Annotated in this window: 27 protein-coding genes; 9 read left to right on the forward strand and 18 right to left on the reverse strand. The window is 44.0% G+C overall.

Annotated features, from left to right (window positions below; genetic code table 11):
- Positions 1-585: FAD-dependent oxidoreductase (locus IQ270_RS18550; RefSeq protein WP_193974629.1), on the reverse strand; the 585-nt coding region annotated here is incomplete at its 3' end.
- Between the two features lie 292 nt (positions 586-877).
- On the opposite strand from IQ270_RS18550, the gene IQ270_RS18555 reads away from it, so the two are divergent.
- The 5 genes from IQ270_RS18555 (at position 878) to IQ270_RS18575 (ending at position 4,144) form a co-directional block, all read left to right on the forward strand.
- Entirely contained in the window at positions 878-1,393 is a 516-nt protein-coding gene (locus tag IQ270_RS18555; RefSeq protein WP_193974630.1) for a hypothetical protein, read from the forward strand.
- A 144-nt stretch (positions 1,394-1,537) separates the two neighbouring features.
- Positions 1,538-1,810 (forward strand): hypothetical protein, encoded by a 273-nt coding sequence (locus IQ270_RS18560; protein ID WP_193974631.1) that lies wholly within the window; start codon positions 1,538-1,540, stop codon positions 1,808-1,810.
- Positions 1,811-1,989: 179 nt separating this feature from the next.
- Positions 1,990-2,502 (forward strand): hypothetical protein, encoded by a 513-nt coding sequence (locus IQ270_RS18565; RefSeq protein ID WP_193974632.1) that lies wholly within the window; start codon positions 1,990-1,992, stop codon positions 2,500-2,502.
- Positions 2,503-2,577: 75 nt separating this feature from the next.
- Positions 2,578-3,339, forward strand: a complete 762-nt coding sequence (locus IQ270_RS18570; protein WP_193974633.1) for an HpcH/HpaI aldolase/citrate lyase family protein — start codon at positions 2,578-2,580, stop codon at positions 3,337-3,339.
- A gap of 136 nt (positions 3,340-3,475) precedes the next feature.
- Positions 3,476-4,144, forward strand: a complete 669-nt coding sequence (locus IQ270_RS18575; RefSeq protein WP_193974634.1) for a 2OG-Fe dioxygenase family protein — start codon at positions 3,476-3,478, stop codon at positions 4,142-4,144.
- Positions 4,145-4,331: 187 nt separating this feature from the next.
- Here IQ270_RS18575 and IQ270_RS18580 read toward each other — a convergent pair whose 3' ends face one another.
- Both IQ270_RS18580 and IQ270_RS18585 read right to left on the reverse strand, forming a co-directional pair.
- The gene (locus IQ270_RS18580; RefSeq protein WP_193974635.1) at positions 4,332-4,745 is read right to left on the reverse strand and encodes a nuclear transport factor 2 family protein; all 414 of its coding nucleotides are present in this window, start codon (positions 4,743-4,745) and stop codon (positions 4,332-4,334) included.
- A 76-nt stretch (positions 4,746-4,821) separates the two neighbouring features.
- The gene (locus IQ270_RS18585; RefSeq protein WP_193974636.1) at positions 4,822-5,661 is read right to left on the reverse strand and encodes a Uma2 family endonuclease; all 840 of its coding nucleotides are present in this window, start codon (positions 5,659-5,661) and stop codon (positions 4,822-4,824) included.
- A 113-nt stretch (positions 5,662-5,774) separates the two neighbouring features.
- On the opposite strand from IQ270_RS18585, the gene IQ270_RS18590 reads away from it, so the two are divergent.
- The 3 genes from IQ270_RS18590 (at position 5,775) to IQ270_RS18600 (ending at position 7,002) form a co-directional block, all read left to right on the forward strand.
- The gene (locus tag IQ270_RS18590) at positions 5,775-6,353 is read left to right on the forward strand and encodes a Uma2 family endonuclease (RefSeq protein ID WP_193974637.1); all 579 of its coding nucleotides are present in this window, start codon (positions 5,775-5,777) and stop codon (positions 6,351-6,353) included.
- An 86-nt stretch (positions 6,354-6,439) separates the two neighbouring features.
- Positions 6,440-6,733 carry a DUF4258 domain-containing protein gene (locus IQ270_RS18595; protein ID WP_193974638.1) on the forward strand — a complete coding sequence of 98 codons (294 nt, stop codon included), beginning with the start codon at positions 6,440-6,442 and terminating at the stop codon, positions 6,731-6,733.
- A 20-nt stretch (positions 6,734-6,753) separates the two neighbouring features.
- The gene (locus tag IQ270_RS18600) at positions 6,754-7,002 is read left to right on the forward strand and encodes a YgiT-type zinc finger protein (protein WP_193974639.1); all 249 of its coding nucleotides are present in this window, start codon (positions 6,754-6,756) and stop codon (positions 7,000-7,002) included.
- A 136-nt stretch (positions 7,003-7,138) separates the two neighbouring features.
- On the opposite strand, the gene IQ270_RS18605 is transcribed toward IQ270_RS18600, so the two are convergent.
- The 15 genes from IQ270_RS18605 to patD form a co-directional block, all read right to left on the reverse strand.
- Entirely contained in the window at positions 7,139-8,506 is a 1,368-nt protein-coding gene (locus IQ270_RS18605) for an ATP-binding protein (RefSeq protein ID WP_193974640.1), read from the reverse strand.
- Positions 8,507-9,096: 590 nt separating this feature from the next.
- Positions 9,097-9,270, reverse strand: a complete 174-nt coding sequence (locus IQ270_RS18610; RefSeq protein ID WP_193974654.1) for a hypothetical protein — start codon at positions 9,268-9,270, stop codon at positions 9,097-9,099.
- Positions 9,271-9,298: 28 nt separating this feature from the next.
- On the reverse strand, positions 9,299-9,454 hold the full coding sequence (locus tag IQ270_RS18615; RefSeq protein WP_228056481.1) for a hypothetical protein: 156 nt from the start codon (positions 9,452-9,454) through the stop codon (positions 9,299-9,301).
- A gap of 14 nt (positions 9,455-9,468) precedes the next feature.
- The gene (locus tag IQ270_RS31180) at positions 9,469-10,362 is read right to left on the reverse strand and encodes a hypothetical protein (protein ID WP_228056482.1); all 894 of its coding nucleotides are present in this window, start codon (positions 10,360-10,362) and stop codon (positions 9,469-9,471) included.
- A 183-nt stretch (positions 10,363-10,545) separates the two neighbouring features.
- Positions 10,546-10,776 (reverse strand): addiction module protein, encoded by a 231-nt coding sequence (locus IQ270_RS18625; protein ID WP_193974641.1) that lies wholly within the window; start codon positions 10,774-10,776, stop codon positions 10,546-10,548.
- Between the two features lie 70 nt (positions 10,777-10,846).
- Positions 10,847-11,068, reverse strand: a complete 222-nt coding sequence (locus IQ270_RS18630; protein ID WP_193974652.1) for a type II toxin-antitoxin system HicA family toxin — start codon at positions 11,066-11,068, stop codon at positions 10,847-10,849.
- On the reverse strand, positions 11,065-11,310 hold the full coding sequence (locus IQ270_RS18635; protein ID WP_193974642.1) for a type II toxin-antitoxin system HicB family antitoxin: 246 nt from the start codon (positions 11,308-11,310) through the stop codon (positions 11,065-11,067). The genes IQ270_RS18630 and IQ270_RS18635 overlap by 4 nt, the downstream gene beginning before the upstream one ends.
- Before the next feature lie 121 nt (positions 11,311-11,431).
- Positions 11,432-11,806, reverse strand: a complete 375-nt coding sequence (locus IQ270_RS18640; RefSeq protein ID WP_193974643.1) for a DUF433 domain-containing protein — start codon at positions 11,804-11,806, stop codon at positions 11,432-11,434.
- Between the two features lie 62 nt (positions 11,807-11,868).
- Positions 11,869-12,864: an AEC family transporter gene (locus IQ270_RS18645; RefSeq protein WP_193974644.1), complete on the reverse strand. Its 996-nt coding sequence runs from the start codon at positions 12,862-12,864 to the stop codon at positions 11,869-11,871.
- Positions 12,865-13,241: 377 nt separating this feature from the next.
- Positions 13,242-13,448, reverse strand: a complete 207-nt coding sequence (locus IQ270_RS18650; protein WP_193974645.1) for a glycogen debranching protein — start codon at positions 13,446-13,448, stop codon at positions 13,242-13,244.
- 137 nt (positions 13,449-13,585) lie between these two features.
- Positions 13,586-14,071, reverse strand: coding sequence for a GNAT family N-acetyltransferase (locus IQ270_RS18655; RefSeq protein WP_193974646.1), 486 nt, complete (start codon positions 14,069-14,071; stop codon positions 13,586-13,588).
- Between the two features lie 130 nt (positions 14,072-14,201).
- Positions 14,202-15,275 carry an RNA polymerase sigma factor, RpoD/SigA family gene (locus IQ270_RS18660; protein ID WP_193974647.1) on the reverse strand — a complete coding sequence of 358 codons (1,074 nt, stop codon included), beginning with the start codon at positions 15,273-15,275 and terminating at the stop codon, positions 14,202-14,204.
- A gap of 96 nt (positions 15,276-15,371) precedes the next feature.
- The gene (locus IQ270_RS18665; RefSeq protein WP_193974648.1) at positions 15,372-17,045 is read right to left on the reverse strand and encodes an ABC transporter ATP-binding protein; all 1,674 of its coding nucleotides are present in this window, start codon (positions 17,043-17,045) and stop codon (positions 15,372-15,374) included.
- A gap of 373 nt (positions 17,046-17,418) precedes the next feature.
- Complete coding sequence (locus tag IQ270_RS18670; protein WP_193974649.1) at positions 17,419-18,006, reverse strand: zf-TFIIB domain-containing protein; 588 nt, start codon at positions 18,004-18,006, stop codon at positions 17,419-17,421.
- A gap of 4 nt (positions 18,007-18,010) precedes the next feature.
- Complete coding sequence (patD, locus tag IQ270_RS18675; protein WP_228056483.1) at positions 18,011-18,532, reverse strand: heterocyst frequency control protein PatD; 522 nt, start codon at positions 18,530-18,532, stop codon at positions 18,011-18,013.
- Positions 18,533-19,039: 507 nt separating this feature from the next.
- Here patD and IQ270_RS18680 point away from each other — a divergent pair.
- On the forward strand, positions 19,040-20,798 hold a 1,759-nt coding region (locus IQ270_RS18680; protein ID WP_193974650.1), incomplete at its 3' end, for a bifunctional (p)ppGpp synthetase/guanosine-3',5'-bis(diphosphate) 3'-pyrophosphohydrolase.

Raw genomic sequence — 20,798 nt, forward strand, 5'->3', positions numbered from 1 at the left:
GTGTTGAATGGCGATCGCACTTTTAATTTGTTGTCCGCCAACTGCATTCTCCCCCACAGCAGGAGTAATTGTTAGTTCTTTAATAACGGTATTGGGAAACCATTTCAGGGTACCTTTGCCTTTTCTAGCAGTAGCCTGCAAGATGTTAAATACAATTTTGTGGCCGTCATAGGGCATGAAACAGGAATAGCTAACCCAACAGCCGCCGGGATTTAGTCTCCCGTAATGTTCTTTGATTCGCCGCCGCAATTCTAGGTAGCCGCGGGGGTAAAATAAGAGCGATCGCTGAGTGTCTCTTTCATCGAGTGCGGAAGTTCCCTGAGAGGAAATTTGACCGCCTACCCAGTCAGTAATTTCTGTGATGCAAACGGTGCGCCCCGCCAGCAAACCTTCGTAGGCGGTAGCGGCACCTGCGAGCCCGCCGCCTGCTACGAGAATGTCGCAAGTTTCCTCTTTGTTGGGATTGGGCGCAGGTGCGGCAAATGTTAATGTTGGGGTAATAACTGAGATTGAGGTAATGAGGCTGAGGGTGAAGGTGACGAGCGATCGACCTTTGAGCGAAAACAGATGTTTCGGAAGTTTCATCAGAAATTGTCGGTTAAATTTTGACACAAGTCAATACCACTTACAGCAAATGACCAAAAAGTGAATTAAATTCTATAATACTGGTATTTCGCGGTGCGGTCAGGGCATTTTTTTATAGAGTTGCTAAATGATTCGCCAAATTTGTAGGTAGTGCCCCGTGCCTACCCCCACTGATCGGGGTTTTTCAACGGGGGAAGAACCCTAAAATTAATTATACAAATGATGCGAGGATTGCTATATTTATGCGAAAATTTAGTTAAGGCAAGATTTTTTTAAGATCATAATTAGTCCCATGAACAAGCTGATTAAATTTTACAGATTTTTACTACCTTTTGAGAGTTTAACAATTGCGAGTAATTTAAGTTTTTCTGAAGTTTGGCAAAAGTTGGATAAAATTATTGAGCCTCCCAAGACCTTGAAAATGGCATTGCAGTTCAAAAAATCGCATAAACCTTACGAAGGTACACTTTCAGGAAACACTTTCCAAATCCGCCGTATCATCTCTTCTTACAGAAATTCTTTTTTACCCCAAATTACAGGCGAAATTCATTCTCAACCCTTTGGTTGTTCTCTAAAAATTAGGATGAATTTACACCTAGCTGTAATGGTGTTTATGATTGTTTGGATGTCGGTGCCAGCTAGTATGGGGTTGTTAACTTTATTGGTTTGGTTGGTCGATCGCTCTATCGGGCTAATATTTCTACCTCTTTTTGGAATGTGTATTTTTGGATGGTCTTTGTCCCTGATTGGGTTTAAAATAGAATCAAAAAAAGACATCAAATTTTTCTCAAATATGTTTGGTTCCTAAAGTAGTTATGAATATAGTTTAAAATGTTTAATTTGAACAAACATCCCACTTTTTTGGTGGTACTAACCGTAAACTATTCATTGATGCAGAAACCGCAGACGCACCCAGCAGATGCAACGCAGATAATTTTAAGATAATTTGGTAATGAATGCAATGCAAGTCTATCGAGTGCGGAAGTTCGCCGGGAGGAAATTTGAGCCGCCAGTCAGTAATGCGATGCAAACTGTGCGCCCCGCCAGCAAGCCTTCGCAAGCGGTAGCAGTACCTGCGAACCTGCCGCCTGCTAAGAGAATGTCACAAATTTCTGATTGTCTCGATTGCGAGGAAAGCGCGACCAATCTTGGGACAGTAGCTGAGATTGAGGTAATTAGGCTGAGGGTGAAGGTGAGGAGCGATCGACTCAAACAGCGAAAATAGATAACGCCGCAGTTTCATCGCAGATTGTGGAATTAATTTCGAGATCGGGGAAAAACACTCATTGCATTTAAATGTTTATTTCGTAGTATACTGGTATTTTGCTGTGCGGTCATGGGAAAATAGTTTTAGATAATAAACATTAATACCATCTGCAAGTATATAAAAGCAGGATCTAGCATATGTTCAAAATATTCAAATTTTTTAGATTGTTGATTCCTTTTGAGAGTTTAACAATTACGACAAGCTTAACTTTTTCAGAAGTTTTGCAAAGATTGGACGAAGTTGTCACTCCTCCCAAACTTTTTAGAATAACTCTCCCCTTCAGCCCGCCACCTGCAAAACCTTATGAAGGAACAATTTCTGGCAATACCTTTAAAATCAATCGCATCACCATCGGTCGCAATTTATTTTTGCCAATCATTAAAGGACATATCAATTCTCAACCCTTCGGTTGTTCGATTAAAATAAGAATGATTTTACATAAAGTAGTTCTAGGGATTCTGATTCTTTGGTTGTGGACAACGGGCAGTATTGGAATGTTTTCTTTATTTGCTTGGTTCGTCGAGCCATCTGTGGGAGCAATATTTTTACCAATTCTGGGAATGTTTTTATTGGGCTGGCTTTTGTGCTTGATTCCCTTTAAAATAGAAGCAAAAGCAGCTACCAAACTTCTGTCAATTCTCTTAACCTAAAGTAGTTTGTTGCTGGTATTGAGCAATATTCTTGGAAAAAATCCGCGTTAATTTCCTGCTAAAAAAAACAAACTTATGCGTCAAAACAAACTCAAACAAAAAATCAAACAAGGCGAAACTGTTCTCGGTTTATTCATGAACTGCGCCTATCCCGCATTCATAGAAATCTGCGGTCATGCTGGATTTGATTTCGCAGTCATCGACATGGAACACGGCCCGCTGCACCCGCTTGCTGCTGAAGATTTGTGCCGCGCAGCCGACTGCACCGGCATTGCACCGATTGTTCGCGTCCGCAAAAACGACGGGCCGCAAATTCAACGAGCTCTCGACATCGGCAGTGCAGGGGTTCAAGTACCTCAAATAGAAAGTAAAATCGATGCCGAAACTGCTGTCAAAAGTGCTAAATATAGTCCTCTGGGGACGCGAGGCCTTTCCTTTGCTACGCGGGCGGGACTTTACACCGCTGCAGGTACAAATATCACGGACAAACTCAACGAAGAATCGTTAGTTGTGATTCATGTCGAAGGTAAAGGCGGTATCGAGAATCTGGCAGAAATTGTTACTGTGCCGCAGGTTGACGTGATTTTTCTGGGGCCTTACGATCTGTCGCAGTCGATCGGCATTCCCGGCCAAGTGCGCGATTCGCGAGTCATCGACATGATGCAGGAGGCTGTGCAAACCATCCGCAGTGCGGGTAAAGCCGCGGGTACTTTTGCCGAAAACCCGGAAACCGCGAAGCAGTGGATTGATGCTGGCGTTCAGTACGTTGCACTTGGGGCGGATGTTGCTATCTTCCTGCGGGCTTGTCAGTCGCTGGTCAAAACTGTACGAAATTAGTCGCCATCTTTACGAAAAATTTGCAATTTTTGTATTTTTTTTAACGATACCTACAAAAAACTTGAGCTAGACTAGAAACATACACCTCCTCAAGGCAAAACTAAGGAGGGGAGCAAGGCTTCATGGAGAATAATCTATGAAAACGGTATTAGAATCCATCGATTTGGATTATGCTTTCATGTTTACTTTTAAGAAAGTAAACTCGATCAAGCTGGAAGGCTTCAAGCAATTTTTTGAGGATATGCCTGTAGATCCTTATATTAAGGGGAAGTATCGTTCGAGGAGATTGTCGCGGTTTGTAGTGAACGGAAATGAGTTAGTTAAATTGCCTCACGGCTACTTGTTTCAAAGTAAAGCGTACAATCCTCTAGCGGGCGATATCAGGCGGGAATTTGCCGAATTGGACGATCGGCTAATCGCCCTTGATAATTTCAAACAACTGATTTTTGCTTTTTTCGATTCCTGCAAAATTCATCCGGAAGCTGAAATCGGAGTCCATCAAATCAGGACAACTTGTTCGCCGCACAATTTTGGCAACCCCGCACCGGAAGGAATTCACCGAGATGGTACTGATTTTATCGGGATCTTCTCGGTCGATCGCACTAATATTGTAGGCGGGGAAACGCATTTGTACTTGGCTAAAAAAGAGAAGCCTGTTTTCAACAAAGTTCTGCAACCGGGAGAATTGCTGCTAGTTAACGACCACGAATTTTTCCACTTTACTACGCCGATTAAACCGGAAGTGGAAGGAGTCGGAACCAGAGATGTATTTGTGATAACTTCTCCTAGTTTGCTTACCGATTGAGGAAGTTATAAAATTGGGAGGCTTTCGTTGGTAGTGAGGACTTGAGTTTTCTCTGTAGCATTTAGTGAATCAGGACTAAAGTCTTTACTAAAAATCTGTGAGGACTTTAGTTTTCTCTGTAGCATTTAGTTAATCACGACTAAAGTCCAAACGATCAAGCCTGCGTCTAGCAACTCACAAATAACTTCTATCGAAACTTGCGTTCAGATTCAAGAATAGGAACATCATTAATGCTGGCTTCACGTCTTCGCATTAACCCATTTTCGGCAAATTCCCACTGTTCGTTACCGTAGGCGCGATACCAGTAGCCGGAATCATCATGCCATTCATACTCGAAGCGAACAGAAATTCGATTATCTGTAAAACTCCAGAGTTCTTTCTTTAAACGGTAATCTAGTTCCTTTGCCCATTTTCGTCTTAAAAAAGCCTTGATTTCTTCCCGTCCGCTGAAGAATTCGGCACGGTTTCGCCACTGAGAATCTTCCGTATAAGCTAAGGCTACTCGTTCTGGATCGCGGGTATTCCAGGCATCTTCGGCAGCTTGAACTTTGGCTTTGGCTGTTTCCAACGTAAAGGGTGGTAGAGGTGGTTTAGTTTCCATAAACTTTGTTGTTTGTGATTGTAAAAGGTAAGGTATGCAGTGCTAGCGCTACAGAGAGAGTTTTGGGACTTTGATATTAATCCTCAGCATCGGGATCGATTCCCATTGCTCGCAGTCGCTCCGCTAACTGGGCGGCTTTTCGCTCTGCTTGTTCGGCCCTTTGCCGTTCTTGTTCGGCCCTTTGCCGTTCTTGTTCGGTTCTTTGCTGTTCTTGTTCGACCCTCGCCCGCTCAATTTCAACTTGTTCGGAGCCAGTTAACAGCAAATTCCCCTGCGAATCCCACCACCGCAGCCAAAGTAGTTCTTGATTTTGATAGCTTCCCTGCCAAAGTCCCAATTCTACATCTAGTACAGGAATGGGATAGTGACCCCGTTCGTTTGCCTCCATCCTTCGATATCCAAAATCTATCAGGTGATAGACTTCTAAATTGCCAGTTCTCATTTCATAAATACCGTAGTAAGGAATGCGGATAATTCTCTCGTACACCCAAAACTTACCGGGTTTAGTTGTTGTACCGTCAGCAGCCACAGCAAGGGGAGTGCGGTCGCGCTCTTCGTCTCCATTACCGCTAGCAAATTCTAAAGCAATGAACGGAGCCATGTGTTCCCGCCAAAGTACATAAGAACGGCGAAAACCGTCCAGTGTTGCCGGTACATTCGGCACGTAAAACCAATCCGGTGCTTCTGCGCCTCGCTCTGGCGGGTCAGTTTCTCGCCAGTAAATGCCGCAGTCTTGCCCGATCGCATATTGTCCGTCTGGATGCAGCCGCTCGACAACTGGCCCGATCGAATCTGTCAGAATGATGCTCTGGGGATGCTCCTGAAAATTTTTCACAAATGTACCGTCTTCGTCTGGCAATTGAGTGTGGTCGGGGAATGCAGGAGGAAGACTTGTAGCAGTTATTATTTTGTTCATCGTCTTTTTCGTGCAGTTATTGTTCATTGTACTGCGAAATTTTAGAGCAATCTGATTTGAGATTTCAGCTAATATTCGCTAATATGGAAAAGCGATGGTAAAAGGTGAGTCAAATGGTTGTCGCAATTTCTAAAGCAGGATTGGGTACAGGTGCGGCTTTTCTGTCAAACGTGACATGGGAGACTCTGGAAAAGTTGGATGCAGATTTGGCGGACACTGGGGCACATTTAACTTATTTGGATGGGTGTTTAGAAATTATGGCTCCTTTTTCTGAGGAACATGAAGAATCTAGAAACACTTTAGATCAGCTTTTAGAAATGTATATGCGGATGAAGGACATTCGTTTCTACGGGCGTGGTAGTACAACTATCGGGATGAAGGAGTTGGGTGCACGGAAGGAACCAGATGAGTCTTATTGTTTGGGTGCGCGCAAGTCGGTTCCAGATTTGGCGATCGAGATAACAGTGACGAGTGGTGGAGTTGATACGCTGGAAATCTATCGTCGGGTGGGTGTGCGGGAGGTTTGGTTTTGGGAGGATGGGGTAATTTCGGTTTATTGTTTGCGTCCAACGGGGTATGAGTTGGTGAGCAAGAGTGAAGTTTTGCCGGAGTTGGATTTGCGATCGATCGAGTTTTATTCGCGGATGGCGGATCAATATGATGCGGTGAATGCTTTTATGCGATCGATGTAGAAGTTGAGAAGTGCGATCGTATGGTTTAATTGCTTTTGGATCTGGTGAAACCATCCATAGGTTATGTAAGATTTAACTTTCAACGAATGAATCTCAACGATATCGTAGAAGCAATATTAGAAAATCGGGTGCGAATTACGGACCATGCTGACGAAGAAGCAGAGAACGATAGTCTCTCATTTGATGAAATCTACTTTTCCGTCCTTTATGGTGAAATTATCGAAAATTATCCCAAAGAAAAACCTTATCCCCGATACTTAATCTATGGTGAAAGCTTTAGAGGCGATCCTATTCACAGTGTTTGGTCTTATGTTCCTAGTAATAAACTAGCCATCCTAATTACAGTTTATCGCCCCGATGCGAATCGATGGATTAATTAGATACAAAGGAGAAATTAACAATGCTATCTGTAGAAAAATGCCCTATTTGTGGCGGTGAAATAGTTATAAAAGAAGTCGAGAAACTTTTACGAGGTGGCAACCATACTGCTATTTTAAAAGTATCCGCTGAAGTTTGCCTAAGCTGTGGAGAACGCTTGTACTCTGTGGAAACAGTTAGGAAATTTGCCAAAATTAGACAGCAGTTACAGCGGGAAGAAACTCAAGAATTTCAAGCGATGGGGCAATCTTTTCGGGTTGGGTTAAGATAGTACCGGCGGTTGAAACCGCTACTATATAAACCCGGCGGTTGAAACCGCTACTATATAAACCCGGCGGTTGAAACCGCGTCTTGTCAAACAAAGTCTGCCTCCGCAGACTAAGAAATATAAAGGGGTGGAATGTTACTTAGATTGAATGAATGTATTGTTGAAATACACGATTAATCTGAAACTTGGATCGCCCTCCTACTAACACTTTTTCCACTAAGCCGCGCCGCGCTAAAGATTGTATGGCTTGCCAAAATTCAGATTTGGATAATTCACTGTCAGCAGGTTGTTGTGAAATATCTACAGCTTCATCTTGAGTTGCTAACCAGTAGCTGAGTTTTTTTTCGGATTCCGATAAACGCTCTAAGTGAGATTCTAAAAGTGGCTCTAAATCGCCTAAATAAATATCATTTTTATTGGCTAAAAACCGGAAAACGCTACCGTCAAATAATTCGATAATTGTTGAGGCGATGATATTTAGCCAGGAAGGATGACCTTGATAAATGCCGATTAAGTCTGGCCATTTTTCCTCATCTGTCAATTCTTTTTCTCTAAGAATTTCTGCCGCTTGTTCTCGTAACCCTTTGAGGTGTAAGGTTTGTGTAGCTTTGTTTCCGGCTTCTAAAGCAGTGATTTCTCTGGGTTTTTCCCAACTGAGGAGGATTAAACAACTCTGATGAGAGGATGTGGCAATTTGTTTGAAAAATTTGCCGTAGTCTTCATAGTCTGTTAAATATTGACCTGCTAATTGATTGCTTTTAAAAATATTCTGTACGTCATCAAGGATTACTAAACAGCGAGAAGATCGAAAATAATCGATGATTGTGGGTAATGGGGTTTGTGGCGATCGCCCAAAAGATTGCTTGAGTTCGGTTTGGAGGGTTGAGAGTGTGGGAGTGTGGCTGAGGCTGCGCCAAATAATGCAATCAAATTCGGTTTGAGTTTGTTCGATGAGTTTGAGGGCGATCGCACTTTTGCCGATTCCGCTTAAGCCGCAGACGGTAATCAAGCGGGTGTGGGCTTGTACAATCCATTGTTTGAGGGTGGAGAGTTCGGATGTGCGATCGTAAAAGCTGGTTAATTCTGGTGCGTCTGTTAAATCGATTATGGGCGATCGATTTTTGTTTTGGGGAGAGTCTGGGGGAAAGGGCGATCGGGTTTCTGTATCTTTAATAGTTTGTAGAAATTCACCGCAAATATTAACATTATCAATTTGTAAACAATCTCCCCAATGGGCAACTTGAGAAACACGATATTTTTTCTCTAACTTAGAACGAAAATTAAATTTATTAAGGTCTTCTCCTAATTCCTCACGCAACTTTTCCCATAACTTAGCAGCTTCTTTTTTAACGTGAGATTCACTACAATTAAACTCTTTAGCTATTTGAGGATATTTCTGTCTTTGCCAAACACCGGATAGTATTGCTTCCTGTAGGGGTGTGAGATTTTCTCCAGTTTTGTCAAAAATTGAATTATTCGCCCATTCTACGACATCTTCAACATTCATAAATCAGCGTTGAGTGAGGTTGAATGTACTATATCCTACTAAATCCTACTGTGTCAACTGAATTGTACCAAATTCTACTAAATTGGTTCAGGATGGTTAGAAAACTTGGGTGCTAAATCCGACCGCTTTGAGTTGTTAAATATTAATATCACCCAATATAATTAGGGAAACAAAAGAATCAAATTTGGAATTCGGGAGAGAATCAGCTTTGAAAAACTTCCTAGGTCTCTGTCTAACTCTATTTGGTATTTTAATACTATTTTTAGTTTCTTTAGCTATTCCCGGCATGATCCAAATTTACTTATCTATAGTAGGTTTAGCTGTCTGTGGATTTATGATATTTAGTGTAATTTGGTTTTTTCTTATGATTGGTTTGATATGCGGCATAATTTATTCTTTATTAACGGGTAAATATTTAAGGGATATGAAGGAGGATTAAACTGGATATCCCCAAATCCAGTTTAATTATGAACTGTATGATCTGTTAGGGAAAATACAACAAAATACAAGATTTTTTAGGTAAGTGAGGTACAGAAAATCTGTGTTTATTCAAACAACCTAACTTGATACGGCCATTCAACTAAAACCGTCTAATAAGCACCACAACCATTGTAAAAAAAACCTTTTGTCCCGCCAGCTAATTGAATACTTTTAAATTCACCCTTAAATCCTTTAGGCGGCGGTTGCACTGTTTCTCCATCTCTGTCTTTTGAAATGCTGATTACTCGCAATTTTGGAAATTGGGTTCGCACCTCACCAATCATTTTTATTCAGTCTGCTGTACCACAGTATTTAATTGCTGGCGCTGTGCAATCTGATTAACATCCTCAATGCCTCATTCACTGCTGCATCATTGGGAAAAGCTTGGGCAACATCTGCATCTAAAAGCACTAAGTTTGTCCCGGCACGACATTGTTCAACATACTTGCCTCTAACACCTCCTTCCATTGCGATTGATCGCCCTACCTCCTCACTGGCTGAAATCCCTGCACAAAAGTTATCCAGCGTGGTACTTTATCACCTGTAATATTTAGGATAGGAATGTTGAAACTGCTGACATCGGGGCGACCGATTTCACCAGCCGAAAAAGTAATATTCGTAGGTTCTGATTTACCTAAACCATAGGCACTAGCTATTTGATTAGCAAGTCGGCAGGTTATTACAAAACTTCCCATATTAATCGTGCCACCCCCAGCCTCGTAATTCCAAGTAATACCGGGTGTTAAATTTCCCTGCTGACACATAAAGTGAGTGACTTCAAACATTTTAGCAATGTGAACATCATATCGCCTTAAGCGTCCTCCATAGGCCGATGCTCTGGTATCACTTTCTGGTACTACAATCGATCCAAATCCTTCGTCAAAACCAAGCTTCATCGGTAGTGCTGTGGAACTTGTAAGCGGTTGACTCGCTTGGCGTTGTACGCGAGTCGATGACATCTGTACTGGTTTGACAAATTGACTATTAGCGCGAATAAAACAACCTTGCGCCGCACCAGTAGTGTAGTTTTTTCCTACAAAAAGCCAAGGTAAACCCCTGGTATCCAGGAAAGTAACACCAGCATTTCCAGGAAAGCTTTCAAAACGCTGTCCCTGTTTTAAAACACCAACTACAGACCAATTAAAAACATCAAATGGAGTGCGGTTGTCAATACGCATGAATTCTTCAAAAGAAGAATTCATGCGACAATTTAACCCCTTTGGGTCAGGGTCTACTACTTCCCAATAAGTATGATAATATCTGCCCGTATAATCCCCTTGATTATTAGGACTTGGGAGAGGTGCAGTAGAACCCAGTTTAGCTGTTACTAATACCAGAAGAGTTGCAAGAGTAATGGTTTTTAATTCTTTTAACATGGTATCACTTTTTAAACAATACATCTATTGGCAATCAAATAGCGATCGCACCTCATTAACATCTGATTTTAGATTGCTACTCTCGCTCAACCCAGTATTGTGTTCTACACTTGTGATGTGCAACCGCTAAAATGCGAATCATATCGCCTTCTAAAATACGATAAAGATGAAATATCACGTTTTTCATTGCAGAAGCCCACGAATCTTCTGAAACACTTGTTCAGCCGGAATACCAGTGACTTGGCCGCCATCCATTTCTCGATCGCGCCTTTGGGCTTCTTCGACCCAGACAGATGCCACTTCTGGATCAATTTCACTACTTTGTCCCAAGTGCTTTAGGAGTCGCGATAGCAATATTGCTTGAGAATCCCTTGGCAATGCCATAACCTCAGCTTCAAGATTTTCAATGGTCATAATATTTAACGATTTTATGATACATTAATTCTATCATACTTGGGAATTAATTGAGAAAAACCTCTCAACTTTAGAGGTTCTCCCAATCACTAATATCGACTTTAGCCTGTCGCAAAATTTTAGCTAAAAAGTTGGCACTGATATCACCTTGATGAGGATTGGGGATGGTGATGCGAAGGTTATCTTTCAACATAAACTGATGCCTTTTTCCAGAATAGGGGCCGTCAAATCCTACTTGTTTCAGGTAATAAATTAAGTCTCGACGTTTGATTGGTTTTAAAGGGGGCGTCAGGCAACATCTTTGGTAATTGTCAGGTCGATACGATCGAGGACGGGTAAAGGAAGATTCAGGGTGAGACTAAGTAAAATCCAGTCTTCCAGTACCTCTTGCAATTCTTCACGGGCAACTTCAAGACTTACAGCATTTGCATAGACTCCCTCACAGATAGGAATTTCTCCGTAGAAAGTCCCATCATCACGAAAGATTTCATACTTAGCTTGCTTCATCGCAGCTTGGATGTATTTAGTTAACATATTAAAGCAATCTCCTTTAAGGTGACAAAACGAATTGAGATGATATCAAGCAAACCTTGATTAGCAATAGATCCCAAGAAAATTATTGCGTGTCCGTTGAGATTACGATCGCCCAAAAGAATCACGCTTTAGCATCAAGTTTTGCCTTCGCGGCTCGAAGCTTTTCCCATGCAGCTTCCGTTCCCGGTCTTGGTGGTTGCGCCGCAATTCTGGCAATCAGATCGCGATTTTTTTCTTCGTAGTACAGCCGCAGTTCCTCAGCTTCTTTAAGAACCATTTGATACTCGGCTTCAACATCAGCGCGATTTTGGTCAATGTAAGCTAAAGCGGCGTTAATTTGTGCTTCTGTAAGGTCAAACAATCCCCTGATAAACTTAGGCGGATATTGAGCAGTCACATAGTCCATGATGTCGTAGATAGTGATGCGCGTACCTGCGACCGTCAGTCCTCTTTCTGTACGGATAATCGCTGTTTGTTCGTTGGATATAGTTGTCATGCCTGTAACCTCTTTGAAGTTATTTCTATGTTATACCAATTCTCAAAAGTCTTGCAACAACTTCAACTAAACGAAGCAAGCCACAGCGGCAGCATCAACAGCAAACCGAGGGAAGTGAGGGCGATGCTGCTAGCTAACAAATCGCGATCGAGATCGTATATTTCTGCTAAAATCAGCACCGAAAGAGCTGTGGGCGTTCCCGACATCAACACCAACACCAACCTCGGATCGCCGCTCAATCCAAAAAAACTAGCACCCAATCCGATTAGCACTGGCACAATTACCACTTTTAACAGCGACGGGATTAACGCTAGTTCAAAACTTTGCCATGTTTTAATCGATCGCAAACGGATACCAACCAGGAGCAGAGCACTGGCAATTACCACCCAAACTGCTACCTGCAATCCCGATTCCACTGTTTCGGACAGGGGGATGTTTCTGGTGAAAAAACCAATTAAAAATGCCCACAGGGCGGGAACTGTCAGCACGTCCCGGAGCTGAGTCCACCAGTGTTTTTTTTGCTGGGAATTCCCGAAATAGCTAGCAATAAATACACCGAAACCGTAGGTTCCGATCACGTTGTTAGTGACGCTGTACAACACCGCCCAGTTGCTGTTATTGCTGCTGATGATAGCGGGGGTGATTGCTAATCCGACAAAGCCTGTATTTGCTAACATTGCAGCTAGGATAAAACTGCCTTGGCTCGATCGCTTCAGGGAATTTACATTTAATAAAAATAAATTGAGTCGAGAATTTTTGCCTTGAAAATATGGCTTTTTGACGTGGGCCGCACTCAGCCGCCACAATAACAGCCAAGTCAACCAAGCTAAACTCGTACTCAGAAATAACACGAATATGGCGATCGCCGGTGTGAATACCACAGCACCCGAAAAATCGCTCTGACGGGCTAAAACTAGAATTTGCAGCGGTATCCCGATCCAGAAAAGAAAGCGGCTTAGCAGCTTAGGAAAATCGACTGGGATGTACCTAAACAGCAGCAGTCCCAAGCCCGTCCAGATAACTAGAGGCGTATAAGCATGAAATAATGTCTCAATCATAATAATTTAATTTGACAATTTGAAATGCCTTTATGTATTAATTTTAATCCTAATATGTGTTTTAAAAATGCGAATTGTCGTTAGCGGAGCCAACGAAGAGGATCGCCCGAAGCAGACTTTTTCGTGCTAGGATTCCTGCGGCACTCCGGCGATCCCAAATTCCCGCCCAAATTTCGGCAACCATCGGGCACCCTCCTAAAACTCCAGCAATGAAATTGCAGGCTTTTAGCTTCAAATTCAGAAAACTAGACTTCTGTTAACTTGACAAATGTGCGATCGAGCTATATTGCCTTGGACGAACAGACGTGCAACGTTTTCCTGTAGTTGCGATCGAACCGAAACAGGGCGAAACTAAAGCTGCTGATGAGTTGCACTCATTAGTTCAACTTCAAAGCATTAACAGGCACCTCATCCCAAGAATTAACAGTCCGCAAGGTAGCAACCCAGCCCTGCAGCTTTTGATCGGCCGTCAAATTTTGCTCAAAAGATTCGTGGCAATCCTTCGCTTGAGTCTCATCACAACAAGCAATGCAAGAATAAAGAATGCCCGACGGATCGATTTGCTCGTTTACCCAAATAATCACGATCTACTCTCTCAATTAACTTAACTATTATCTAAATTTTCCTATATTTTTGGCGATTAAGTAGGTAGGTATTAATTAACCGCAGTGTGGCATTTTAGGTTAACAGGCTGTCCGGCCTGTTCCGCACGAACCCTAAATTACTTCGAGGCCAAAGTTGCCAAAGACTCACCCGCCACCCGGCAAATCCGCCAGTCGGGCATCACATCAGCACCGATACCCTTGTAAAATCCGATCGCCAATTCATTCCAGTCCAAAACACTCCACTCCAAACGCCCGCAGCCCCTTTCAACTGTCAACCGCGCCAAATAAACAATCAAAGACTTGCCAATTCCCCGCCCTCTAAACTCAGGAAGCACAAACAAATCTTCCAAATAAATCCCAGGCTGAGTCAAAAAAGTAGAATAATTGTAAAAAAACAGCGCCCAGCCCACAACACGATTTTCCGACTCTACTAGAATCGCTTCTGCAAAAGGTCGTGAGCCAAACAAATGATTTTCCAAATCAACCGCATTACCAGTAACGGCATGAGATAATTTTTCATACTCAGCCAAAGCTTCAATCAAACCAAACAGCACCGGCACATCAGCGCGGGTAGCTGGACGCAAAATCACCTCATCAGACATAAATCAATTAAGTAGTAAGCGACAATCAACAATTAAAAATACCATTATTTCTTAGTCCGCGCAGGCGGACTTTGTTTGACAAGGAGCGGTTTCAACCGCCGAACCGGCGAAAGGGTGGCTTCTAGTCTAATTATTTCAACCAGCCCTTCAATCGTTCCGTCACTTGAGGGCGGCGCAGCTTTCGCATTGCCTTATTTTGAATTTGACGGACTCGTTCGCGGGACAAATTGAACAAACTGCTGACTTCTTCTAAAGTGTAAGGTTCGCCAGTTATCAAACCGTAACGCATTGCCACAATCTCTTTTTCCCGTTCAGTCAAAATACTGTCCAACACCTCCAAAATATCTTGGCGCATCATCATCTCATTCATCTGAGCTTCAGGAGATTGCGTCGCGCTATCTTCAAGAACATCCAAAAGTTCAGAACTTTCTTCCGTACCGATGCGGTGGTTGAGAGACAAAGATTGCCTGCGTACTTGCTGGAGGGAACGAAGCTGTTCGGCAGTAACTTCCATTTCTCTAGCAACTTCAGTTTCAGTGGGATTGCGTTGAAGAGAACGCCTCAAATCCCGATAAACTCTTTTGAGTTTATTTAACTGTTCGACAATGTGAACCGGCAAGCGAATTGTCCGTCCTTGATTGGCAATTGTCCGAGTAATTCCTTGACGAATCCACCAATAGGCATAAGTTGAAAACTTGTAACCTTTCTCCGGATCGAACTTTTCGGCTGCTCGATTTAAACCCAAAGCTCCTTCCTGAATTAAATCAAGAAAAGGCACGCCTCGGTTGAGATAGCGTTTGGCAATCGAAACCACCAAGCGCAAATTCGAGCTAATCATTTTCCGTTTCGCCGACTGACACTGGTGGCGAAGCTGTTGCAGTTGGGTTTCGCTCACCCCCAAAGCCGCCGCGAGTTCAGCTTTTGTCGGCACTCTGTTCAATTCCTGCTGCAAACGCTGTTCTAGTTGCACAAGGGCTACCAATTCTTGAACGCGACGCGCCAACTCCACCTCTTCGGTGGCACTCAGTAGAGGATAGCGAGACATTTCTTTGAACAAAGCTCCCACGGGATCGTCGGCAGACCAGTTGTTGTATGCTGACGATCGAGTTACCGTCGAACGATCGATCTCGGTGTCCTCATCCTCTGCGATTGCGAGTGAGGCTTCGGAGGCCACCGCAAAACTGCCTAGGTCAGATTCTGCCATATAATGCTTGGTATCCGTGGGATGATTGAAAAAGTATCCCTTCACTGTAACCAATTTAACCCGAAATTTCCGAAATCCGAAATCCAAAATCCAAAATCAATTAGTTCGAGCTAGTAAAGGAGCTGCCTGCAATAACTGCTGAGTATAAGAGTGCTGCGGATTAGTAAAAATATCCCTAGTCTTGCCAATTTCAACAATTTTCCCCGCATTCATTACCGCAATCCGATCGCAAAAAAATCTCGCCACCCACAAATCATGGGTAATAAACAGATAAGTCAAATTAAATTCCTGCTTCAATTCCAACATCAGCTCCAAAACTTGAGTCTGCACGCTCGCATCCAGCATACTCACCGGTTCATCGCAAATAATCAGTTGGGGCCGAGTAATCAAAGCGCGGGCGATCGAAACCCGCTGCTGTTGTCCGCCTGAGAGTTCCCCCGGATAGCGGCGAAAGAAATCCTCCCCCGGAGTCAAACCCACGCGCTCTAACATTTGGATTACTTGTTTTTTAGCTTCGCTGGCATTAGCTAACTTGTGAATAAATAAAGGGTCAGCAATACTTTGCCCGACAGTCATCATCGGATTCAAGCAAGCGTGGGGGTCTTGAAAGATCATTTGCATTTCCCGGCGGTGCTTCCTCACAGCATCGCGGTTCAGGGCCGTTATATCTATTCCTTGAAATTCAACTTTGCCACCAGTCGCGGTAATTAGCTGCAAAATCGTGCGTGACAAGGTACTTTTCCCGCAGCCTGACTCCCCCACAAGCCCAAGGATTTCTCCCCGTTGTAGCTCTAAACTAACGCCGTCTACTGCTTTAATTACCTGCTGATTCCTGAAAAATAACCGATCTAATAAATTGCTTTCTAAACTGTAGTGCTGCTGCAAATTCGTCACTGTCAAAAGAGGCGAATTGGTTGAGTTTGTAGTAGGGACTTCAGTCCTGATTTCCTCGAGGGCGAACCCTTTGCCCGGATCGGCTTGAATGTGCAAAGCTGCTTTCAGGAGCGATCGAGTATATTCGTGCTGCGGTTGTTGAAAAACATTCTGCACCGGCCCTGTTTCTACCACTTTACCGCCGTACATCACCGCAATGCGATCGCAATACTCAGCCACCATCGCCAAATCATGAGAAATCAACAAAATAGCCGTGCCCCGTTCCGCGCAAAGTCTAGTCAATTCCTGCAAAATCTGAGCCGCGACAGTTACATCCAAACTCGTCGTCGGTTCGTCCGCCACAATCAATTTAGGATCGAGCAAAAGAGCCAAAGCAATTGCTACTCTTTGGCGCATTCCGCCACTAAATTCGTGGGGAAATTGCGACCAGCGAGACGCCGGAATTTTCACAGCTTCCAAAATCTCGATCGCCCGTTTCTTAGCCTGCTTGCGATCCAAATTCGGTCTGTGAGCTTGCAAAGTCTCGATACAATGTTCCCCAACAGTCATCAAAGGATCGAGACGAGTCATCGGATCTTGAAAAATCAACGCCACAGCCTCGCCCCGAAACCGTCTCAGCCGCGAAGCATTCATCTCAAACACCGACTCTCCAGCAAAACCAACCCGCCCCTCAATCAGCGTCGAATCCGGCAGCAACCGCATCGCCGCCCTTCCCAAAGTTGACTTACCGCACCCAGACTCCCCAACCAATCCCAGCTTTTCCCCCGGTTGCAGCGCCAGGGAAACCCCGTCAACCGCCCAACCGGATTGACCCCGCCGCTGAGGGTAAGCTACTCGCAGATTTTCAACGGAAAATAGAGAAGAGTCATTAGTCATTAGTCCTTAGTCCTTAGTTGTTAGTTGTTAGTTGTTAGTTGTTAGTTGTTAGTTGTTATTTGTTATTTGTTATTTGTTATTTGTTATTTGTTTACTGGATATATCATGTTCACTGATATAATTTTCAATCGTTAATCGTTTGTAGTGAGAACACACAATCATCTGTCTGGGTGACGGCAGAAATCTATACTTACCACAAACATTTTTTAATGATAATCGAGCGGACATGATATTAGTTATTATTAGTCAGCAGTCAGTAGTCAGTTAGTTATTAGCCATTAATCACTATCTAATAACTAATAACTAATAACTAATAACTAATAACTAATGACTAATGACTAATGACTGCTGACTACTGACTACTGACTACTGACTAAATTTCCCTTCGCTTCAACTCAGCTCTCCGCAGTATGTAAGTCGCCGCACAATCAGCGTGGGGATGGTCTGCTAAAACTTCCGCCAGTTCCAACACATATCCGGCGATGTCCGGGCCCAGCTTCTCTGTCAGCACTTGACGTTCCCTAGAGGCGAGTTCTTGCACGCGGGCCTTAGCTTGCCAGTTGGGAGAAAACATCTTGTCAATCTCGGTGTGGAATCCCAGACTTTCGAGAATGTCCCACTCGCCGTTGTCGCACCAAATGCCCCCGCACAACATACAGCGCTCTATGTAAAAGGGCACTCTGCTGAAGGGAACTTTTGCCCGTGACAAATAGTGACCGTCTTCGGGACACAGGGCTGCTTTGCTGTCATAGGGAGAGGGGGTGAATTCTATGCCGAGAGTGCCTGTCGCCTCTGCTGGCTTCTGGGATTTTTTGTACCACTGGTTGTACTCTTTCTGCCAAGCTTCGTATTCTCTGCCTGGAATCCAGATACCGTAACAGTTGGGACACCACTGCACCGACATACTGCCGGCTAAGGTGCCGCCTTCTAAATTGGGATGTTTGCATTTTGGACATTCCACCGCTTTATTTCTCCTTGCCTTCTCGATTCCCTATTAATTCAGTTATTAATTCTGTATCTGGGCGGGCCCGCTCAGAACCAGAATTTTTTTGCAGCAGCGCGCTGCAGTAGCCGATTAGCGTGTTGATTCGCTCCTTTGCCGCAGTTTGCCTCGCCTGTGCTGTCGCTGGCTGCTTGGCAGCTTGCAAAAACGTGACATCTGTCCCCAATAACCGCAGTTGTTTGTGTATTTCCGTCAGATAGGACTGCTCGGGGGGTGTTTGTGGCGCATCTAACTCGCCGCTGTTGGCTTTCATAATGTGGTTTCCGAAAAAATGTTGCACTTTTGTGTATTCTGCAGCCAGGGCGGCCAGATCGGGATTATCCTGTGCTGCAGTTCCTTGTAGCTGTTCGAGTGCTTGCTGTAATTCTTGGTAGCATTGGCGACGGTCTTCGGACAATATCATGATTTTGTCAACAAATTTGTCTTTATAATCGAGGTAAGATTCTTGTTTAACCTTTGCTCCTATTTCACCGAAGCCGTGCATTTGGGCTGCAATTCCCTGTTTGTTTAGAAAATTTCATCCCTCGCTGACGTGACTCGGAAGGGAAGACTGTTGCTTTTTGTTTAGTGTTGCCGGAGCGCGCCTGACGCCCGCCAACTCCAAAAACCAATACCCTGTCCCGGACAATCGCGTCAGGCTCGATCCCCAAATTTTAGACTTTTGTTCAATCTCCCAGACTGCATCTGTGGAGTCAATCTAAAATCTAAAATACTTTAATCTTAAATCGACTGACCTCAACTGCTGCGGTCTAAATATTCCTATTTTACCAGACCGACCGCAGCAGTAACGCCTGGGTCAATATATTTTCCTACCCGCGAGGGGCGACGACTGAAAATTTAATAGTTATAGTTAACACAAAAATTGACTATTTTTCGCAATTGCAAATTGTGGCATTCAATTAGTTTAGTATAGCTAAACACATAATTTCGGCAAGACAACCGAAAACTGGCTTTTAACCACTTGTATTTCTAATTTTTAAAGGTGTACCCCATGAACGCAAACATTCTGACTCCCTCTGTTTCGATCGATCCTGCCGTCGTTCCCGATTGGCTGCAAGAATGCCTGAATGCTCGATCGTCGGTTGATGTTGACCCCAACCTCAATTGCCCGACTGACAACAGCTTAATTTGTCGGGCTTTTGAATTTGCCCGCGACTTGCACGAAGGACAGTACCGCAAATCTGGAGAACCTTACATTTGCCATCCGGTAGCTGTCGCTGGAATACTCCGATATATGGGCGGCAACAGCGTCATGATTGCCGCCGGTTTCCTCCACGACATTGTTGAAGATACCGATATTACTCTGGCAGAAATAGAACAGCGGTTCGGCGCGGAAGTGCGACAGTTGGTTGAAGGTGTCACCAAGCTTTCTAAGTTTAATTTTTCCAGCAAAACAGAGCGCCTTGCTGAAAATTTTCGCCGCATGTTTCTCGCAATGGCTAAAGATATTCGCGTGATTGTAGTCAAACTAGCAGACAGACTGCACAACATGAGGACTTTGGAGCATTTGTCTCCAGAAAAGCAGCGCAGTATTGCCCTAGAAACCCGAGAGATTTTTGCTCCCCTGGCGAACCGTTTGGGTATCGGGCGCTTTAAGTGGGAATTGGAAGATTTAGCGTTTAAATACCTGGAACCGGACGCTTACCGCGAAATTCAGGAATTGGTGGCGGTGAAGCGGGGCGATCGAGAAACTCAACTGGCAGAAGTCACAGATAGTTTGCGAGAAAGGCTTGACAATTTAGGGATTAAATGCTATGAAGTCAGCGGTCGTCCCAAACATTTGTACGGGATTTACGGGAAAATGCAGCGGCGCCAAAAAGGGTTTAACCAAGTGTACGATATTGCGGCGGTGCGGATAATTGTAGAAACGAATGATGACTGTTATCGGGCTTTGGCGATCGTCCACGATTCTTTCCGCCCGATTCCCGGCCGTTTTAAAGATTATATCGGTTTACCAAAAGCCAACCGCTACCAATCTTTGCACACCGGAGTCATCGGCACCAGCGGCCGCCCCATCGAAGTGCAAATTCGCACCGTAGCAATGCACCACATTGCAGAATACGGCATTGCCGCCCACTGGAAATACAAAGAAACCGGCGGTTCTAACACCACAGTCACCGGCGACGACGAAAAATTTACTTGGCTGCGCCAACTCCTAGAATGGCAAAGCGACCTCAAAGACGATCGCGAATATTTACAAAGCATTAAAGACAACTTATTCGACGAAGATATCTACGTTTTTACTCCTAACGGAGACGTGATTGCACTCAACAGCGGGTCAACACCAGTAGATTTTGCTTACCGCATTCACACAGAAATTGGCAATCGCTGCACCGGTGCGAGAGTCAACGGGCGAATGGTGACACTAGACAAGGTTTTAAAGAACGGCGACATTGTAGAAATCTTGAACCAAAAAAACGGCCATCCCAGCTCCGATTGGCTGAATTTTGTCAAAACAAACGGAGCAAAAAACCGAATTCGCCAGTGGTTGAAGCGATCGCACCGAGATGAAAACCTGGCTCGCGGGCGGGAATTGCTGGAAAAAGAATTAGGTAAAAACGGCTTAGAATCCTTGCTGAAATCCGAACCCATGCAGTCAGTAGCTCAGCGCTGCAACTACCACAGCGTCGAAGATTTAATCGCCGGTTTGGGCTACGGCGAAGTCACCCTAAATCTCGTAGTAAATCGCCTGCGAGATTTAGTAAAAGTACAGCAAAAAATAGAATCTGCACCCGCCCTCACCCAGGAAT

The sequence above is a fragment of the Microcoleus sp. LEGE 07076 genome, from assembly GCF_015207455.1.
In the GTDB taxonomy this organism is placed as follows: domain Bacteria; phylum Cyanobacteriota; class Cyanobacteriia; order Cyanobacteriales; family Microcoleaceae; genus Microcoleus.

Coding starts and splice junctions, on each gene's coding strand:
- IQ270_RS18585 (WP_193974636.1), bottom strand. CDS start 5,661: ATGAACAAAATAATAACTGCTACAAGTCTTCCTCCTGCATTCCCCGAC.
- IQ270_RS18595 (WP_193974638.1), top strand. CDS start 6,440: ATGAATCTCAACGATATCGTAGAAGCAATATTAGAAAATCGGGTGCGA.
- IQ270_RS18645 (WP_193974644.1), bottom strand. CDS start 12,864: ATGATTGAGACATTATTTCATGCTTATACGCCTCTAGTTATCTGGACG.
- IQ270_RS18615 (WP_228056481.1), bottom strand. CDS start 9,454: ATGGAAGGAGGTGTTAGAGGCAAGTATGTTGAACAATGTCGTGCCGGG.
- IQ270_RS18640 (WP_193974643.1), bottom strand. CDS start 11,806: ATGACAACTATATCCAACGAACAAACAGCGATTATCCGTACAGAAAGA.
- IQ270_RS18625 (WP_193974641.1), bottom strand. CDS start 10,776: ATGACCATTGAAAATCTTGAAGCTGAGGTTATGGCATTGCCAAGGGAT.
- IQ270_RS18590 (WP_193974637.1), top strand. CDS start 5,775: ATGGTTGTCGCAATTTCTAAAGCAGGATTGGGTACAGGTGCGGCTTTT.
- patD (WP_228056483.1), bottom strand. CDS start 18,532: ATGCACGGCTTCGGTGAAATAGGAGCAAAGGTTAAACAAGAATCTTAC.
- IQ270_RS18555 (WP_193974630.1), top strand. CDS start 878: ATGAACAAGCTGATTAAATTTTACAGATTTTTACTACCTTTTGAGAGT.
- IQ270_RS18570 (WP_193974633.1), top strand. CDS start 2,578: ATGCGTCAAAACAAACTCAAACAAAAAATCAAACAAGGCGAAACTGTT.
- IQ270_RS18660 (WP_193974647.1), bottom strand. CDS start 15,275: ATGGCAGAATCTGACCTAGGCAGTTTTGCGGTGGCCTCCGAAGCCTCA.
- IQ270_RS18635 (WP_193974642.1), bottom strand. CDS start 11,310: ATGTTAACTAAATACATCCAAGCTGCGATGAAGCAAGCTAAGTATGAA.
- IQ270_RS18560 (WP_193974631.1), top strand. CDS start 1,538: ATGAATGCAATGCAAGTCTATCGAGTGCGGAAGTTCGCCGGGAGGAAA.
- IQ270_RS18580 (WP_193974635.1), bottom strand. CDS start 4,745: ATGGAAACTAAACCACCTCTACCACCCTTTACGTTGGAAACAGCCAAA.
- IQ270_RS18605 (WP_193974640.1), bottom strand. CDS start 8,506: ATGAATGTTGAAGATGTCGTAGAATGGGCGAATAATTCAATTTTTGAC.
- IQ270_RS18565 (WP_193974632.1), top strand. CDS start 1,990: ATGTTCAAAATATTCAAATTTTTTAGATTGTTGATTCCTTTTGAGAGT.
- IQ270_RS18610 (WP_193974654.1), bottom strand. CDS start 9,270: ATGATTGGTGAGGTGCGAACCCAATTTCCAAAATTGCGAGTAATCAGC.
- IQ270_RS18600 (WP_193974639.1), top strand. CDS start 6,754: ATGCTATCTGTAGAAAAATGCCCTATTTGTGGCGGTGAAATAGTTATA.
- IQ270_RS18665 (WP_193974648.1), bottom strand. CDS start 17,045: ATGACTAATGACTCTTCTCTATTTTCCGTTGAAAATCTGCGAGTAGCT.
- IQ270_RS31180 (WP_228056482.1), bottom strand. CDS start 10,362: ATGTTAAAAGAATTAAAAACCATTACTCTTGCAACTCTTCTGGTATTA.
- IQ270_RS18575 (WP_193974634.1), top strand. CDS start 3,476: ATGAAAACGGTATTAGAATCCATCGATTTGGATTATGCTTTCATGTTT.
- IQ270_RS18655 (WP_193974646.1), bottom strand. CDS start 14,071: ATGTCTGATGAGGTGATTTTGCGTCCAGCTACCCGCGCTGATGTGCCG.